The organism is Acinetobacter sp. CIP 102129, assembly GCF_000368305.1.
GTDB lineage: Bacteria > Pseudomonadota > Gammaproteobacteria > Pseudomonadales > Moraxellaceae > Acinetobacter > Acinetobacter parvus.
Map to the genome: position 1 here is coordinate 534930 of NZ_KB849341.1, position 17272 is coordinate 552201.

At 42.9% G+C, this 17272-nt stretch carries 12 protein-coding genes and 2 pseudogenes; 5 read left to right on the plus strand and 9 right to left on the minus strand.

Features of this window, described 5'->3' with window-relative positions; translation table 11 throughout:
- Window positions 1-85 precede the first annotated feature (85 nt).
- Window positions 86-1144, minus strand: a complete 1059-nt coding sequence (locus F973_RS10605; protein ID WP_034432625.1) for an RNA-guided endonuclease InsQ/TnpB family protein — start codon at window positions 1142-1144, stop codon at window positions 86-88.
- Window positions 1145-1164: 20 nt separating this feature from the next.
- Here F973_RS10605 and tnpA point away from each other — a divergent pair, with 20 nt between their 5' ends.
- Window positions 1165-1578: an IS200/IS605 family transposase gene (gene tnpA / locus F973_RS10610; RefSeq protein WP_004761731.1), complete on the plus strand. Its 414-nt coding sequence runs from the start codon at window positions 1165-1167 to the stop codon at window positions 1576-1578.
- A gap of 130 nt (window positions 1579-1708) precedes the next feature.
- On the opposite strand, the gene F973_RS10615 is transcribed toward tnpA, so the two are convergent.
- Window positions 1709-4816 carry a multidrug efflux RND transporter permease subunit gene (locus F973_RS10615; RefSeq protein WP_004761732.1) on the minus strand — a complete coding sequence of 1036 codons (3108 nt, stop codon included), beginning with the start codon at window positions 4814-4816 and terminating at the stop codon, window positions 1709-1711.
- Between the two features lie 325 nt (window positions 4817-5141).
- On the opposite strand from F973_RS10615, the gene F973_RS10625 reads away from it, so the two are divergent.
- Window positions 5142-6755, plus strand: a complete 1614-nt coding sequence (locus tag F973_RS10625) for a phosphoethanolamine transferase (protein WP_004761734.1) — start codon at window positions 5142-5144, stop codon at window positions 6753-6755.
- A 48-nt stretch (window positions 6756-6803) separates the two neighbouring features.
- Here F973_RS10625 and F973_RS14775 read toward each other — a convergent pair.
- Window positions 6804-6911: pseudogene (locus tag F973_RS14775) on the minus strand (nicotinamide mononucleotide transporter); the annotation flags it as partial.
- Between the two features lie 399 nt (window positions 6912-7310).
- Between F973_RS14775 and F973_RS10630 the strand changes: the two are divergent.
- Window positions 7311-8261: a DMT family transporter gene (locus F973_RS10630; RefSeq protein WP_004761737.1), complete on the plus strand. Its 951-nt coding sequence runs from the start codon at window positions 7311-7313 to the stop codon at window positions 8259-8261.
- Window positions 8262-8386: 125 nt separating this feature from the next.
- A pseudogene (locus F973_RS10635) lies at window positions 8387-9982 on the plus strand (CocE/NonD family hydrolase).
- 38 nt (window positions 9983-10020) lie between these two features.
- On the opposite strand, the gene F973_RS10640 reads toward F973_RS10635, so the two are convergent.
- From F973_RS10640 to rlmE, 6 genes are all read right to left on the minus strand, one after another.
- Window positions 10021-10335, minus strand: coding sequence for a DUF5713 family protein (locus F973_RS10640; protein WP_004682756.1), 315 nt, complete (start codon window positions 10333-10335; stop codon window positions 10021-10023).
- A 111-nt stretch (window positions 10336-10446) separates the two neighbouring features.
- A complete protein-coding gene (locus F973_RS10645) occupies window positions 10447-12069 on the minus strand; it encodes a vWA domain-containing protein (RefSeq protein WP_004761742.1) in 1623 nt (540 codons plus the stop codon).
- Window positions 12070-12207: 138 nt separating this feature from the next.
- The gene (locus F973_RS10650) at window positions 12208-12966 is read right to left on the minus strand and encodes an SIMPL domain-containing protein (protein ID WP_004682758.1); all 759 of its coding nucleotides are present in this window, start codon (window positions 12964-12966) and stop codon (window positions 12208-12210) included.
- 76 nt (window positions 12967-13042) lie between these two features.
- Entirely contained in the window at window positions 13043-13894 is an 852-nt protein-coding gene (gene folP, locus F973_RS10655) for a dihydropteroate synthase (protein WP_004682759.1), read from the minus strand.
- 139 nt (window positions 13895-14033) lie between these two features.
- A complete protein-coding gene (gene ftsH, locus F973_RS10660; protein WP_004676659.1) occupies window positions 14034-15929 on the minus strand; it encodes an ATP-dependent zinc metalloprotease FtsH in 1896 nt (631 codons plus the stop codon).
- 137 nt (window positions 15930-16066) lie between these two features.
- On the minus strand, window positions 16067-16717 hold the full coding sequence (rlmE, locus tag F973_RS10665; protein WP_004676658.1) for a 23S rRNA (uridine(2552)-2'-O)-methyltransferase RlmE: 651 nt from the start codon (window positions 16715-16717) through the stop codon (window positions 16067-16069).
- A 227-nt stretch (window positions 16718-16944) separates the two neighbouring features.
- Here rlmE and yhbY point away from each other — a divergent pair, with 227 nt between their 5' ends.
- A complete protein-coding gene (yhbY, locus tag F973_RS10670; RefSeq protein WP_034432756.1) occupies window positions 16945-17271 on the plus strand; it encodes a ribosome assembly RNA-binding protein YhbY in 327 nt (108 codons plus the stop codon).
- Window position 17272: the final 1 nt, after the last annotated feature.

The following is a 17272-nucleotide window of genomic DNA, read 5'->3' on the forward strand; positions in this document are numbered from 1 at the left end:
ACCTTGTTTATGCTTGAGAATAAAGTAGTTTTTAAGCTTTGTCGGTACAATTATTATTACAGTTCAGATTGACACCCTCCCCGACCTAAAGGACGGGGATTCCTACTGCTAGACGCTCATGTCCGAGCGCAAGAATATTCAGTGCGGAATTTACATCCCGATCATGGAGCGTACCGCACTCCATACACTGCCATTCTCTTACTCCTAAGCCTGCTCTACCTTTCGGACTACTACAGCGTGAGCCACAGCACGAACAAGTTTGGGTGGTATACGCTTCATTGACTTCTTCATACCATACCCCTGCGTTCTCGCATTTATACTTGAGCATGGTTCTTAGTGTTGTCCAACTTGCATCTAATACAGACTTAGCTAATTTAGTCCGTGCTAGTGCTTTGGCATTCACATTGCCAACGAAGATTGCTGCATGTTCATTCACCAGTTTATGGCTGAATTGATGCAACATGTTTTGACGTATATTTTTAATCTTGGCGTGAATCGCTTTGACGCGCTTTTTATTTCTCGCACGTTGAGCTATGCCAAGTTTTTGTTCATATTGCCGATAGATTTGAGGGGCTTTGAGCTTTACTCCATCTGAACAAGTGGCTAAGTCCTTTAAACCCAAGTCTATACCAATTGAGGTTTTAGCGCTGGTTTTCTCTGTTTTAATTGAATCAACTACAAGACAGACATACCAACGCCCACGACTATCCTCTACAAACGAGCCTGTTTTAACATTGTATTTGCTTAGTCCGTAGCTGTCCCATAGTTTGAATTGATGCTTGCCGTATTGAACATATCCATCAGCATATTTGATTGCTACTTTCTTGAACGGTATCCAGCCCAATGAACGCCTAGCTGATTTTTTATTGCTGACTCGCCATTTCAGTTTTGCTTTTTTGAATTGCTTGCTGCTTGTCATGAGTTCTTCTGTTATTGCTTGAATGGTTTGACTGTGCAAGTTACATTCTTTCGATGTGCCTTTTGTGTATTTGGCAATGTCGTATGCTGAAAAGAATTGTTGTTTTCGTTGTAGATGTTTAAAACACAAATCATTCACGTAATTCCAGACAAAATTCACCTCAGATGCCATCTGATTTAGCACCTTGCAATGTTTGTCTTTTATGCGTAATTTAAGTGTTTTCATACTTAAAATATATTTGGTCTATGAGTAATAGTCAAGAGATTAGAACAGGTCGCCACTGTGTTTTTAATATGCACGTTCATTTAGTCTTTGTGGCTAAATATCGGCGTGATGTTTTTACTAAAGCAATGCTTGAAACGATGCGTGAAGTATTTGAGCGTGTATGCTTGGACTTTGAAGCTGAGTTGGTAGAGTTTGACGGTGAACATGACCATGTACATTTGCTCGTCAATTATCCGCCTAAAGTCGCTATTTCTAGTTTGGTAAATAGCTTGAAAGGTGCATCTAGTCGAATTTTACGAACCAAACACCCTGAAATTAAAAGCAAATTATGGGGTAATGCCTTGTGGTCGCCTAGTTACTTCGCTGCATCATGCGCAGGTGCGCCTATTGGGATTATTAAGCAGTATATTCAACAACAGCAAACACCGCATTAAGGCTTACGCCAGTCGCTTATATCCTCGGGCTAAACCCCGAGGTTTTACGCTCCAATGGATAAAATCATTGAAGCAATTAATAATTCAGGTCTATGAGCTTAACTCATAGACCTGAATTTTAAAGACTGTCTTATTCAATGGTTTCCAGTTTGTGTTTAGGTTTAAACATATTGGCAACCAGTACAAACATAAATGGAATAAAGATCAGCACCAAGACCGTTCCAAAGACCACTCCACCCAAAACACTGATCCCGATTTCCTGACGGCTGACCGCACCCGCACCAAAAGCAAAAACCAAGGGAATCACCCCCACGCCAAAAGCAAAGGATGTCATCAGAATCGGGCGTAAACGCAAGCCTGCACCCTGTAATGCGGCCTGAATGGCATTTTTCCCTTGTGCCTGTGCCATTGCCGCAAACTCAACAATCAGAATCGCATTTTTACAGGACAGGCCAATGGTGGTCAGCAAGGCTATCTGGAAATACACATCATTCGGCAAACCAAAACTATGCGCAAAGATAATACTGCCTCCAATCCCCAAGGGAATTGCAGTCATCACCGCCATTGGGATACGCAAGCTCTCATATAGGGCGGCCAAGCATAGGAAAATAAATGCAATGGAGATTAAATATAGCCAGATGGCCTGATTGGTTGACTGCTTTTCCTGATAGGAAAGTCCTGTCCACAATAATCCCAGTCCCTGTTGCTGGCCCACCAACTGCTCAATATCTTTCATGGCCTGTCCAGACGATTGGCCACTGCCCACATTGGCCTGCAGTTGCAAGGCGCTATAGCCCATATAACGCTGCACAATACTTGGATTTCCTGCCCAGGCAGTATTTGAGAATGAACTGAATGGTACCATCTGGTTTTGGCTGTTGCGGACTGACCATTGATATAAATCTTCTGGTTTGGAACGAAAAGGTGCATCTCCTTGTAAAATCACCTGCTTAATCCGCCCCCGATCAATAAAGTCATTTACATAGTTTCCACCCCATGCCGTTGACAAGGTGCTATTGATATCATTCAGGTTTAGGCCATTTGCCAACGCCTGTTTATGGTCAATCTTCACATTCAGGGTGGCTTTACTGTCGGTTGACTGCTTGTCCAGATTTTCAAAGCTGGAAAATTTCTGACCGAGCAGCTGTAGTTGCTTAAAGCTTTGATCAAGGAATTGGTCGCCCTGACCATTCAGGTCCTGAATCCAGAAATCAAGTCCATCGGTTGAACCCAGACCATTTACCGAAGCAGGTAAGCTCACATTAATCTGGGCATTCGGAAATTGGCTAAAATATTTAAGCGCCCGTTTACGAATGGCTTCGGCAGAATTTTTCTGTCCCGTGCGTTCATCCCAATGATTCAGTGCAATAAAACCCTGTCCTAAGTTTTGCCCTGTACCTGAGTTATTGCGTCCATAACGAATCAGTACCAGCTTGACGTTGTGTTGTTCATTCTGGAGAAAATATTGTCGAATCAACTCACCCACTTCCTGACTTTTGGACAACGGTGCGCTATCCACCAGCCTAAATTGCACACTTAGGATTCCCTGATCCTCTTTCGGCAAGAAACTGCTTTGCAAACCTTTATAGAACAAGGCAAATACCGCAATCAATGCAACAAACACCACCAAAACAGGTGCTTTATAGCGCAATGTGGTCTGGACTAAATTCAGGTATTTGGTTTTTAAGCGTTCAATTCCGTTATTGAAGTGAACAGCCCATTTTTTAGGTTGATGGTTTGGTTTTAGAATCAAGGCACACAATGCAGGCGTCAATACCAATGCCACCAGCAGTGACAATATCATGGCAGCAACCAGGGTAATGGAGAACTGGCGATAGATCACACCGATTGAACCTGCAAAGAAAGACATTGGAATAAAGACCGCAGTCAGCACCAACGTAATCCCGATCAGTGCCCCGCTGATTTCCTGCATCGACTCAGTGGCAGCCTGTTTGGGAGAGAGATGCTGCTCATGCATCAATCTTTCCACGTTTTCCACCACCACAATGGCATCATCCACCAACAGGCCAATGGCAAGGACCAAAGCAAATAAGGTTAAGGTATTGATACTAAACCCAAGCAGCTCCAGCACAGCAAAAGTACCGAGAATCACAATCGGTACAGTAATACTGGGAATCAGCGTGGCACGCCAGCTTTGCAGGAACAGGAACATCACCAGAATCACCAGAGCAATGGCCTCAACCAGTGTCTTGACCACTTCCTTGATGGATTCCTGAACAAAAGGTGTGTTGTCCCGTGGATAAACGATTTTATAGCCAGCAGGTAGTTTGCTAGATAACTCATCCAGCGTCTGGTGAATCAGTTTAGAGGTCTGGATGGCATTGGCGCCCGAAGAAAGCGAAATTCCCAAACCTGCCGCTGGATAGCCATTGATAGTGTTAAAAGACTGGTAGTTTTCCGCACCCAACTCAATACGCGCAATATCCTTGAGTAAAACAAAGCTGCCCGAGACATTGGATTTAACCACGATTTGCTCAAAGTCCTGAATGGTTTTTAATCGGGAACCTGAAGTCACTTTGGCATTGAGATATTGACCATCCACCACAGGCAGATCACCAATTGCACCCGCGGCAACCTGCGTATTTTGGGTGCTAATCGCTGCAACAATGTCATTGGGGATGAGGTGGTACTGGATCAGTTTATTGGGATCCAGCCAAATTCGCATGGCATACTGTGAACCAAACACATCGGTTTCACCCACCCCATCAATACGATTTAAATTATCCAGTACATGGGTTGAAAGATAATCGGATAAGGCGATGTTGGTTGATTTTCCTGTACTGTCATACAACCCCACCACCATGAAAATATCGCCAAGTGACTTGCTGACATTGACGCCCTGACGCTGTACGGCATCGGGTAAACGTCGAATCACACCACTGATTTTATTTTGTACCTGAACCTGTGCGGTATCTGGATTGGTGCCATTTTCAAAACTGATGGTAATACGGCTACGGCCTGAGGCATCACTGGTTGAACTAAAATACAGTAAATGGTCAAGCCCCTGGATTTGCTGTTCCAACACCTGAGTGACGCTCTGCTCAACAGTTTTGGCATCTGCGCCACTATAGTTTGTTGAGACGGTAATTTTGGGAGGTGCAATATCAGGATAACGTTCCACAGCTAAGTTGAGAATCGCGAGTATCCCTAAAGCCATGACGATAATGGCAAGTACACCTGCAAAAATGGGTCGCTCAATAAAAAACTTAGATAGCACGGCTGTTCATTCCATGGTTGAAACAGTCAATTTTTCAAAAACATAAACAAATATGGTGACTTTCAGCCTATGATCGTTACCGAGCTTTCCAGCAAACACCATCTCTATTAACATATCATTGCAAAAAAAAGGAAATTGCGGAGAAATAATGGATTTTGGAGACTTAAGGGAAATAATTTTAATGTTCATTCCCATTAGAAATTAAGCTGGGCTAATCAATTTAATTTGCTGTGCAATCAAACACTTCCCAATTTTGAATTGACACATCCTCCACTTAAACCGATATTAGCACGCTTGTTACTCTCTCCCACTGCATTAGAACCATATGAAAGCCAGCTTAAAAAATTTTAAGATTTTGCTGCTTATTGTGCTGCCTGCATTAATCACGGGTGGCCTGTTGAGTTTTGCTGGAAATTTAACCGATGGTTTACGACTGGGCTTCCTATCCTTGCTTGGTGTTGTTTTCACGTATCTTGCGATTACGCGTCATAAAAATTACTGGTATATCCTGTCTATCCTCTGGTGGCTGGTTGCATGGATAGATGCCTTGCTACGCTCAAGTACATGGTTTTTATTCAACAGTGATAATGAAGCCTATTTTATTATCGAGGCAGTTGCCAACACCAACAAACATGAAATTCTGGAGTTTTTCCAGCTTCATCTCGCCTTGCTGGCTGCTGTACTGTTCAGTCTTGTGGTGTTGCTTGGCATTTATAGCTATGCTGTTTTTAAATTAGTTAAACCTGTACATTTTAGCCAGCTCTGGAATAGCCGTATTTATCGGATTTGCATCATTTTTCTGATGCTGTTAACTGTAACCAGTTATTTAATGAAGCCCTCGCGCAAAGTTCATCCTGTGGTATTTTGGCAAGACTATCATGCCAAAATCCAGAATTTTAAAAACAGGATCAAGCAACATAAAGCTGTACATCAGCAATGGGATCTCAGCGCAAAACAAAATCTGGTCTTAACTGATCAGGCAAAGGGCAAACAAACCCATGTGCTGGTACTTTCAGAAAGTATCACCAGCCTAAATTATGGTGTATGTGGGTATCCAAGAGATACCACACCAGAACTCAGTAAACGACTGGATCAGCTTAAGGTTTTTTGCAACGCCTTTTCACCTGTTCCTTCCACCATCAATGCCTTACGGGTTTTATTGACGAAAAGTCCCGCATCGGAACATGATAAATATTCCCCTGAAAGTGTGTTGGCCTATGCCCGAGCGGCAGGCTATAAAATTTACTGGATCAGCAATCAGGACGATGTTTATCTCTCCTCCCTTTTTGGTTCTTATACAGATAAAGCCATTTATAAAAACAGGCGTTCAGGGCGTAGCAGCAGTTCTCTTGATGAAAACCTGTTCCCTGATTATCAGCAGGCACTGGCTGATCCTGAACCGAAAAAATTGATTATCCTGCATTTGATTGGTGCCCATCCCAACTATCAGGAACGTTATCCAGCAGCCTTTAACCGCTTTACCAGCACCAGTAATGATGCGGTGGAAAATGACCTTAAAAACAGGGATATTGACCCGTGGATTCGTTCGCTACGCAACGATTATGACAACGCGCTGTTGTATGAAGATTGGTTGTTGGCCAAATTTCTGGATGAGTTGCAGGCCGATCATGTGCCAGACTTCAGGTCATTCATGGTGGTATCGGATCATGGCAATGAAGTTGGGCATGAAATTGACTATGCAGGCCACAGCCCAAATACCAAGGCAGGTTATCAGGTTCCCATGATCATGTGGTATGACCATATCCCCTCAACTGGGGTGGATAAAACCAGGACACTGAACACGGCAGAACTGGATAATAACCTGATGCATATCATGGGACTGAAAGAAAAATCTGCGCTCAAACGGACGTACTGGCTGGATGACAATTATCAGTTTAGTCCTGAGGAAAATTGGCCTTATTGGAAACATAAGTCATAACACACTGAATATCCAGTTTGACCATAGATTAAAACTGGATTTTTTATGGAACAGTTCCTTGTAGATAAACATACCCACATAGACAATATCCACAAATACCCACAATACCCAAGTCGCAATATGCTTACGGCTGGTCCAGTAGGTTGCCACCAGGCTAACTGGATGACATCATTATGGAAAGATTCTCATGTTAAGCAATCACAAATTCTTTATTTTATTCACTGATATTTTTATCATGATTTGAGATTATAACTATTTTTCAACCCAAGCTTATGTTATAAAAATCTATCGTTTATTTTTAAATCATGCTCATGTTGGCAAAGCAAGTTTCCTCTACACGCCTGATTATGATTCTGCACAGCATTCCCGCCAGTGCGGCATGGCGACGTGTCTGCATTTTAATGCGGGGGACTTTGCAAATATTCAGCCGATGACAATTTAAAAGCATCATTTGAACAGCAAGGTCGCCTCAGTAGCGACCTTTTTTATTGCCCTATTTTTTTTTAAATCTAAAAAACACACCGTTGCGATTGCAACAATAATAGGAGATTTCTCATGTCACAATTTCAGCAAAAGAATTTTATACACACCACACAGGTACAACCGACTGTAGTCCCTGCCAACCCTCGCCTTGCTACAGTCGGTCAATTCATTGCTGTGGTGCTGATCTGGTCATTGACCCCATTGGCAGCCGTCTGGACAGTGCATGAAATTCATTGGGCGTGGGGCTTGTTTCTACGATTCAGTATTGCCATTCCTCTGGCCTTGATCTGTCTGTTTTATTTTCGACTAAAACTTATCATCAATAAAAAATCCCTGATGAGTTATGCCGCAGGAGCATTGGGATTGTTTGGTTCAATGACCTTTTGCTATATCGGCGCAACCCGAATTTCATCTGGCATGATCTCGATTATTTTTGGCACAGCCCCATTATGGTCAGGCTTGATTGCGGTGTTTATTTTAAAACGTGAACATTTTTTAAAACGTCAATGGTATGGACTGAGTCTTGCCATATTCGGTTTAGCACTCACGATGGGAATTGGTGCTGATCATATTCAGATGGATATGCTGGGCGTTGGCTATGTGATGCTGGCCGTATTTCTTTATGTCATTTCAATGTTTGCCGTGGCGAAAGTTGGTGCTGACATCCATCCCATCATTCAGACCACAGGTTCAACCCTAGTATCATGGTTGGGCTATGTGTGCCTGTTGCCCTTTTTTATGAATGAGATGCCAACACAACTGCCAGGCTTAGAGGCAAGTCTGGCTATACTTTATAGTGCGTTTTTTTCTTCCATACTCGCAATGATTTTTTATTTTCACCTCATCCAGAAGTTGAATCCAACCACAGTGATGCTGATCACGATCCTTACACCTGTATTGGCCACATTTTGGGGTGTATTTTTTAACCATGAATCTCTTAGCTCACACTTGATTATAGGTTTAATTTTTTTATGCCTAGGCCTGTCTCTATATGCCTATCGCAACAAAGCCCGTGTGTTGTAACGATTAAAACTGATAGGTCAGCCAAAATGATCTATCAGTGGATGGTATCCATTGATGAGCCACGTTAAACTATAGCCACTCACATTGTGAACTCCCAAAGATTTGCTCAAGGATGAAAAAAATCGATGCGTACCTACCTTTTATGGCTATGGTTTGGCTTAGTTCTGGCATTACAAGGTTGTATGCATGCCGCTGTTCAACCTATCCCTACTCAAGTCAAGGCCAGTGAATTAAAACAGCGTTATTATCAGGCAAAAACCATCGCTCCTGATGGCACGGTACTGGCGTTTACTGTTTATCAGCCACATTTAAAGATCGGCCAAACTGCGCCTTTGTTATTGCATACGCATGGTTTTGGCTTGTCCCGTATGAAACGCCCTAGCCTGAGCCTGTATGGTTTTCTGCTACCGACTGGACAAGTGGCAAAAAAAGCCTGGCAAAATGGTTATTGGGTGATTAGTTATGACCAGCGTGGGCATGGCAATAGTCAGGGTAAAATTCGCCTTGCCGATCCTGAAAAGGAAGCTCAGGACGTGATCAGCATTATGAACTGGGCTGAACAGAATCTTCCTCAATTGTCAAAAAATCAGAACGGTGTCCGTGCAGGTATGATTGGTTAGTCCTATGCGGGTGGCATACAGTATTTGGTTTCCGCTTTAGATCCCCGTCTACAGGCGATTGTACCGATCACAACATGGTATGACATTATGAATAGCCTTGCCCCAAATGGCATTCCCAAAACTAACTGGATTGCATTCCTGAACCTGATTGGTGACTGGTGGAACTGGAACAAGTTTCATCCTGAACTCAAGCAGGCCTATGTCGATACCCAGCAAGGTCAATTAAAGGATTCTACCTATAACTTCCTTAAAACCCATCAGGCCAGCTGGTTTTGTGAACATGCCCAGGCACCAAAAGCAGATGCCCTGATTATTCAGGGATTTCGGGATGTATTGTTTCCATTTAATGAGGGAGTCAAAGCTGCACAATGTATTCAGCATGCCCAGCATGAGGTACATTTAATCGGTGTTCAAGGTGGTCATTTACAGCCTTTTGCCCAACATTCACCATTGGGCAACACACCATTTTGGTATATTGGCAAGTCAGTCAGTTGTGGCAATAAACAACACTATAATTTGCAAGATACCATTATGGCGTGGTTTAACCAGAAGCTTAAAGATCAGACACCCATAACATTGCCTGAATTATGTATTGACCATAGCCCTGTGAATCATCTGAGTGATTTAACGCCTAGCACACACTACAGCATTGCCAAAACGTGGATTGCAGCAACACCGAAACAGGCGGTGTTTATTCCCATTCATAGCGCAACCCAAACCACTTATATGACGGGTTCACCACAGCTGACACTCAACATTGAGTCAAAGTTTGGGCAAATCGCCCCAACCCTGTTTATTTCCGTTGCAGTAAAATCAGCCAGTACGGGCAAATACCAGATTCTAAATGAACAGACTACACCCTTGAATCCAGCAAAAAAACGTCTTTATGATCAGGTGATACAGGGTTCATTACAGCAAGATGGTGAGGGTCAAAATATTGAACTTTCAAGTGTCAATGCAAAATTGCATAAAAATGATACTTTGGGTTTATTGATCAATAGTGAAAGTATCTATTATCAAAAAATCAGACAGCCTAAAATTGAGGCAGGGATTTCAGGGCAAATTGTTTTACCCAAACTTTGGAGTGAAACAGCGCAATAATCACTTTTTAAAGAGAAACTTTAGCTCGGGAGTGTAGCTTACCACTCCCGATTGGCAATCAACTCTTCCATTTCAATCTCCAAATATCCCGCCTCCTGCACAATCATCATCATGGCTTCAGCAATATAATCGGCAGCCGTATCATCCAGGCTTGAATCCAGATCATCAAACTGCGGTTTCATTTCGTTAATTTCAATCAGGGTTTGATGGGCGAAACGATAAATATCCGATTCAGATACGCCTGAACCAGTTACTTTTTTTGAGAATTGCTGAATATGCTGTTTGACTTCGGCCACCAGAATATCGGGATAATATTCATCATCAAACATGGGGAGGAGTAAATCTTCAAACATACACAATAAGATGTCAATAAAACGCCATGCTTATAGCATAATCTGCTGCAAATCACGAGATTTAGGCAATAAAAAAGCGGTTTTTCCGACCGCTTTTCATCAATTTAATCTCTAGTCCTTTTTAGCACTGAGATTTTTTGCGATTTTTGCCAATTCAACAAATTCCTCTCGCATTAAATAAGGATCGGGTTTGGCTGACTGCTGCGCCAGTTGAATAATCTGATCCCAGCCCATTGCACCATTATATTCTCCACCTTTTAACTGCTGGGCATAGGAAGCCACTGCAATCGCAAAACGGGTATCATTACTGGCTTGGGATAAAGATTTACGACCTACTGGCACAGAATGATTCAATAAAATACTTTTATCCTGATTCGGTAATTTATAACGCACATTGACAAAAGCATATTCCGAGGTATTTCCTGCACTGGTTTTTGTCGGGGTTTGGTAGCGTGAATCACTGAGCCAGCCTTGCTGCCCGACTGGAATGATCTCATAAATGGCAGTGACATTATGCCCCGCCCCAATATCACCTGCATCAACCTTGTCGTTATTAAAATCTTCCTGTTTCAGCATCCGATTTTCATAGCCGACCAAACGGTATTCTTTTACAGTCGCTGGATTAAACTCGACCTGAATTTTGACATCCTGCGCTACTGTCGCAAGTGTGGATGAAAGCTGACGCTGCACCACTTTTTTGGCTTCATTCTTATTGTCGATATAACTGTAATTACCATCACCCGCATCGGCAAGCTGCTCCATCAACTGTTCATTATAGTTGCCTGTGCCGAAGCCCAACGTGGTGAGCGAAATACCACTTTTTCGTTTTTCCGCCACCATGCCTTTTAGGGTACTAAAATCGGTGATCCCGACATTAAAGTCACCATCCGTTGCCAGCAAAATTCGATTGATGCCATTTTTCAGCATGGCTTTTTCTGCCTGTTGATAAGCCAGTTGAATCGCCTGCTCGCCTGCGGTTGCACCACTCGCCTGCAAAGCATCAATCACACGCAAAATCTTGTCTTTTTGATCGCCCGAAGTAGGTTCCAAAACCAGTTTTTCACCACTGGCATAGGTAATAATCGTGACCTTATCTTGCGGACGTAGTTGCTCAGTCAATAAACGTAGAGTTTGCTTAACCAAGGGCAATTTATCTGGTGCATCCATACTGCCTGAGACATCGACAAGGAAAACCAGATTGGCTGGTGCTAACTGTTTGGTTGCCAAGTCTTTGGCTTGAATCCCGATCTTGATCAGTTTGGCATGTTGTTTCCAGGGTGAATCAACAATTTCAGTCGTGACCGAGAATGGGTGAATGCTGTTTGGCTGTGGATATTGATAATCAAAGTAGTTAATCATTTCCTCAGCACGAACCGCATCGACTGGCGGTAAACGCCCATCATTCAGGAAACGGCGAGTATTGCTATAACTGCCTGTATCAACATCAATGCTAAAGGTTGAAACTGCCTGATCTGCAACCCGATGCACAGGATTCACATCATTTTTCTGATATTTTTCGGTGTTTTGTTGCAAACGCTGGCGTTCCATTGCAGGTGCGGGCATGGCTGCAATTGCCAATACAGGACGTGGTGCAACCATACGTTTCATATTTGCGGCCATCGCGCGATCATGGGCTTCTATTGCAACTTCACGATGCTGTGATTCAACTGATTGACAAGCGGCAATCATGCTGCCAAGTACGGTTAAAGCAAATATTTTTGCAAGATGATGCATTTTTCATTTCCCCAATTTTATTTATCTTTTCAAATATATGGCTAGATCAAAATCATTGTATGCAAGAAAAGAAAGATACACCATATTTGAATGTATCCTGATCTTCATAATCGCACTTTACTGTCTTATTTTGATTGATTATTCAATCGCATAATTAATGGTCACCACCACACGGGCAATCTTATTAATGGTAGCTTTATCATAGGCTCCACCATAATCACTATCTTCATCCGAACCACTTTCAGGCAAAATATAAAATGCACCCTGACTGGCTGAACGCATGCTACCCACTTTCGCACCACCGACCTTGGCAAATTCATTGGCACGGCTATAGGCATTTTTGGTGGCATTGGCAATCAATGACATTTTAATTTCTTCTAAATTAGACACCAGATAATCAGGTTTTTGGGCAATTGCAATGCCTTTTTCATCCAGCAAATACGCATCTTTGGCTGCCTTTTCAATCTTTTGAATATCACGACTGTTGATCACCAAAGACTGCATTGCAATATAGCCTTTAAACTCACGTCGGGTTCGTCCCTCATCCGTCTCCACCTCTTCATAATAAGACTGGGAACTCTTATTACCCAATTGCATATCAGCGGCTTTAAACCCATGCTCAACAAAGAAACCCTGCAAGGTTTTCATTTGCTGATCAAGTAACTGATAGGCCTGTGGAATACTTTCTGAAGTGTGGCTGGTTTGCAGGTTAATTTCCCAACGGGCCGAATCTGCCTGAATCGGTTTTTCTGCCAGTCCCTTGACGGTAATTGAATTACTGCTGTTATTAAACTGCTTCACGGCATAGCCAATCACCGCAGCCGAAACAATAAATCCTAGACTGAGAATGAGTGCAAACACCCACAAGCTTTTATATGTAATTGTTTTATTTTCCATTTTTAAAAATTACTCATCTGATATATTTATGGAGCAAGCCAATAGAATCTTACGGTTGTATCAATACCCTAAACTATTATTGATTGAACATCATTTTCCAGACGTTAATGGCATCACTGGTCGCTTTGACATCGTGCGCACGGACAATACTGGCACCCTGCTGAATACTCATTAGATGTCCTGCAACACTGCCCACTGCACGTTCTTGTGCAGGTATACCATTTAAGGCTTCACCAATAAAACGCTTACGGGACAAACCTGACAAGATCGGATAGCCCATCTGGTTCAGCTTCCAGAATTCATTTAATAATTGAAAATTCTGTTGAGCATTTTTAGCAAAACCAAAACCAGGATCAAGGATGATATTGTATTTTTTGATTCCCATTTCGAGTGCCTGATCCAAGCGTTGCTCTAACTCATACATCACATCTTCTGTGACATTTGTATATTGATCAAGCTGGTTCATATTGGTTGGTTCACCACGCATATGCATCAATATCACAGGAATATTCAACTCAGCAGCCGTTTCCAATGCTTGCGGACGGGTTAAGGCACGAACATCATTCCAGATATGTGCGCCCGCTTTTACAGCAGCACGAATTACTTCTGGCTGGCTGGTATCTATTGAAATAACAACATCATATTTTGCCAATGCTTCCACCACAGGAATCACACGCTGAATTTCTTCCTCAAGCTCAACAGGTGACGCATTGGGGCGCGTGGATTCTCCACCAATATCAATAATGCTTGCACCCTCTTCTATCATCTGTAAAGCACGTTGAACGGCCTGTTCCTTATGATGATGCTGTCCACCATCACTGAAAGAATCAGGGGTGACATTGAGAATACCCATAATCTGTGGCTGGGATAAATCCAGTATAAAACGACCACAGTGTAACTGGCACTGTGGTAATGGCATCAACTGCATTATCAAAAAACTCTTAACACTTTACGAATCACTTTATTTTAACAAGACTGTCCTAAGAACATTGTTGATTTATTTTCAGCTTGGCTAAAATAAGGACAAAAAAAGAGCCGCTTTTAGCGACTCTTCTTGATTTCAACCATTAGCCCATTGCTGGTAATGGTGGTGGTGTAGATGGACCATCTTTCGGTGGTTCAAATGCAGCCACTGGATTTTCAGGAATATAGACCTTAGGTGGTTGTGGTTCACGACCTTCCATAATGTCACGGATTTGATCACGATCAATCGTTTCCCAATCCATCAGTGCTTTCACCATTGCATGCGCGATATCTTTATTATTTTCCAAGATATTACGTGCAACGGTATATTGCTCATCCAAAATACGACGTACTTCTTCATCTACTTTTTGTTGAGTCGCTTCTGAAATGGTACGACTACCAACATTGCCGAAGAAACCACTCTGGTTTTCGTCCTCATACACCATGACACCAAGCGCATCTGACATACCATATTTGGTGACCATTGCACGTGCCATCTTAGTTGCACGTTCAAAGTCATTGGATGCACCAGTTGACATGCGGTTGATGAAGATTTCTTCCGCAATACGACCACCAAACAGGATTGAAAGTTCATTCAACATCTTGTCTTTATAATGGCTGGTCTGGTCTTGTTCAGGAAGCTGCCAAGTCACGCCCAATGCCCAACCACGTGGCATAATCGTTACCTTATGCACAGGATCTGTACCTGGTAGGATTTCAGCAACAATCGCATGTCCAGCTTCATGGTAGGCCGTTGCGCGACGCTCTTCTTCACGGATCACCATCGACTTACGCTCAGGACCCATGTAGATCTTGTCTTTTGCATCTTCAAAGTCATGCATGTCAACCGTATTTTTATTACGGCGGGCAGCAAACAATGCAGCTTCATTCACCAAATTCGCAAGTTGCGCACCAGAGAAACCAGGCGTACCACGGGCAAGAATCTTAACATCCACACCAGTCACTGAAGGAAGTTTCTTCAAGTGAACATTCAGAATTTGCTCACGACCACGGATGTCTGGCAGACCCACCATCACCTGACGGTCAAAACGACCTGGACGAAGCAAGGCTTTATCAAGCACATCGACACGGTTGGTTGCGGCAATGACGATCACGCCTTCATTACCCTCAAAACCGTCCATCTCAACAAGCATCTGGTTCAGGGTTTGTTCACGCTCATCATGACCACCCCCTGTACCTGAACCACGGTGACGACCCACCGCATCAATCTCATCAATAAAGATGATACATGGTGCATGGCGTTTTGCCTGTTCGAACATATCGCGAACACGGGACGCACCCACACCAACAAACATCTCAACAAAGTCAGAACCAGAGATACTGAAGAAAGGAACCTTGGCTTCACCCGCAATGGCTTTTGCCAATAATGTTTTACCTGTACCTGGAGGACCCACCATCAATACACCACGAGGAATGGTTGCACCAAGACGCTTAAATTTAGCAGGGTCTTTCAGGAAATCTACAATTTCAACCACTTCCTGTTTTGCTTCGTCACAGCCTGCAACATCAGCAAATGTGACCTTGATCTGGTCTTCAGACAGCATTTTTGCCTTTGACTTGCCAAAGCTCATCGGACCGTTTTTACCACCAGCACCACCGCCCATATTACGCATGAAGAACATGAACAACAGGATGATCAGTAATACAGGGAAACTCGCAATAAGAAGTTGCATCAAAATGCCCTGGCGTTGTGGTGCTGTGCCCTCAACCACTACATTTTGTTTGTTCAAGCTTGGTAGCAACTCAGTGTCTTCTACTTGTGGGCGAACCGTCTCAAATGAAGAACCATTGGTTTTCTCACCACTGATATTCAATCCATCAATGGTGACCTGTTTAATTTGCCCAGCATTTACCGCTGCAACGAAATCTGAATATTTCATCGCTGCAGGCTTATTGCGGTCACTGACGTTGCTAAAAATCAAAATCAGAACACCGAGTATGATGAGCCACAATACGGCATTCTTGAAGTAATCGCTCAAGGCTTTATTCCCATATCAATCTAATTTGATCATACCTAATCTTGGCTGACCTTCACAAAAACAGCAATGAATTTGCGTTGCAAAAAACTTAAAAGGTACAAAATGCACAATTTTTAACATCTTGGCAAGTACACTTTTTATTGCAATGCCTTTTTACGACCCTGTCCAATCAAAAAAACCTCTTTTGACCGAGCGCGTGACGCCGCAGGTTTGGCTGTTTTTAATACATCAAAACCATCAACCACCTGTTTTCTAAACTCATCAAATCCTGAACCCTGGAACACCTTAACCACAAACTGTCCATTTGGTCCTAAAACTTTCTGAGCAAAATCCAGTGCCAACTCACACAAATAAATTTGGCGTGGCTGGTCGACAGCCCTATTACCTGATGTATTGGGGGCCATATCAGAAATTACAATATCTACCTGACGACCATTTAAAATATTTAACAATTTTTCGAAGACTTCCTCTTCCCTAAAGTCACCCTGTAAAAAGGTCACATCTGGAAGCGCATCCATTGGCAGGATATCCGATGCAATCACCAAACCATTGGCACCGACCAGCTTACCTGCGATCTGTGACCAGCTACCAGGCGCCGCGCCCAGATCGACAACGGTCATGCCAGGTTTAATCAGTTTATATTTTTCTTGGATTTCGAGTAACTTATATGCTGCGCGTGCGCGATACCCCTCTTTCTGCGCCTTTTTAACAAAAGGATCATCCAGATGCTCTCTCATCCACGCACGACTGCTTTTCGACAATTTTTGATTGGTAATGCGTGTCGCCATAACTCACTAAATTTCAAAACACTTCTGATTGGTCATTGTACGTGAAAATTACTCTCATTACAGTACGGATGTAGCGTAATCACACGAACTTTTACAGATTTTTTTCGATCAACATCATTGGTTATTTCAACAGTTTTCTGAATATTTATGATCAGTCTGCCTACTGAATCTATCTTAGGTTTGGGATGCAGGCTATACTAGGTCGTTTTTCAAATCAGGTATTTTTAATGGCGGCTTTATCTATCCATGAACGTAAGCGTTTGCGTCAAATTGGTCATGCACTTAACCCAGTTGTAATGGTTGGTAGCCACGGTCTTACAGAAAACGTCATTGAAGAAACAAATCGTGCGCTAAATGACCATGAACTGATTAAGGTGAAAGTTGCGGGTGAAGACCGTGAGGCGCGTGCGGCAGTGATTGATGCCCTTGTTGAGGCGACTAGTGCGGAATCGGTACAGAAAATTGGTAAAATTGTTTTGCTTTATAAAAAGGCAGCCAAACAAAACCAGCATCTTTCCAACCTCGTTCGTTTTGCTCACCTCAGTAATAACTAAG

What these genes read in the sequence shown, in the direction of transcription:
- F973_RS10605 (WP_034432625.1), bottom strand. Translation starts at nt 1,144, where the DNA reads ATGAAAACACTTAAATTACGCATAAAAGACAAACATTGCAAGGTGCTA.
- tnpA (WP_004761731.1), top strand. Translation starts at nt 1,165, where the DNA reads ATGAGTAATAGTCAAGAGATTAGAACAGGTCGCCACTGTGTTTTTAAT.
- F973_RS10625 (WP_004761734.1), top strand. Translation starts at nt 5,142, where the DNA reads ATGAAAGCCAGCTTAAAAAATTTTAAGATTTTGCTGCTTATTGTGCTG.
- F973_RS10630 (WP_004761737.1), top strand. Translation starts at nt 7,311, where the DNA reads ATGTCACAATTTCAGCAAAAGAATTTTATACACACCACACAGGTACAA.
- F973_RS10640 (WP_004682756.1), bottom strand. Translation starts at nt 10,335, where the DNA reads ATGTTTGAAGATTTACTCCTCCCCATGTTTGATGATGAATATTATCCC.
- F973_RS10645 (WP_004761742.1), bottom strand. Translation starts at nt 12,069, where the DNA reads ATGCATCATCTTGCAAAAATATTTGCTTTAACCGTACTTGGCAGCATG.
- F973_RS10650 (WP_004682758.1), bottom strand. Translation starts at nt 12,966, where the DNA reads ATGGAAAATAAAACAATTACATATAAAAGCTTGTGGGTGTTTGCACTC.
- folP (WP_004682759.1), bottom strand. Translation starts at nt 13,894, where the DNA reads ATGCAGTTGATGCCATTACCACAGTGCCAGTTACACTGTGGTCGTTTT.
- rlmE (WP_004676658.1), bottom strand. Translation starts at nt 16,717, where the DNA reads ATGGCGACACGCATTACCAATCAAAAATTGTCGAAAAGCAGTCGTGCG.
- yhbY (WP_034432756.1), top strand. Translation starts at nt 16,945, where the DNA reads ATGGCGGCTTTATCTATCCATGAACGTAAGCGTTTGCGTCAAATTGGT.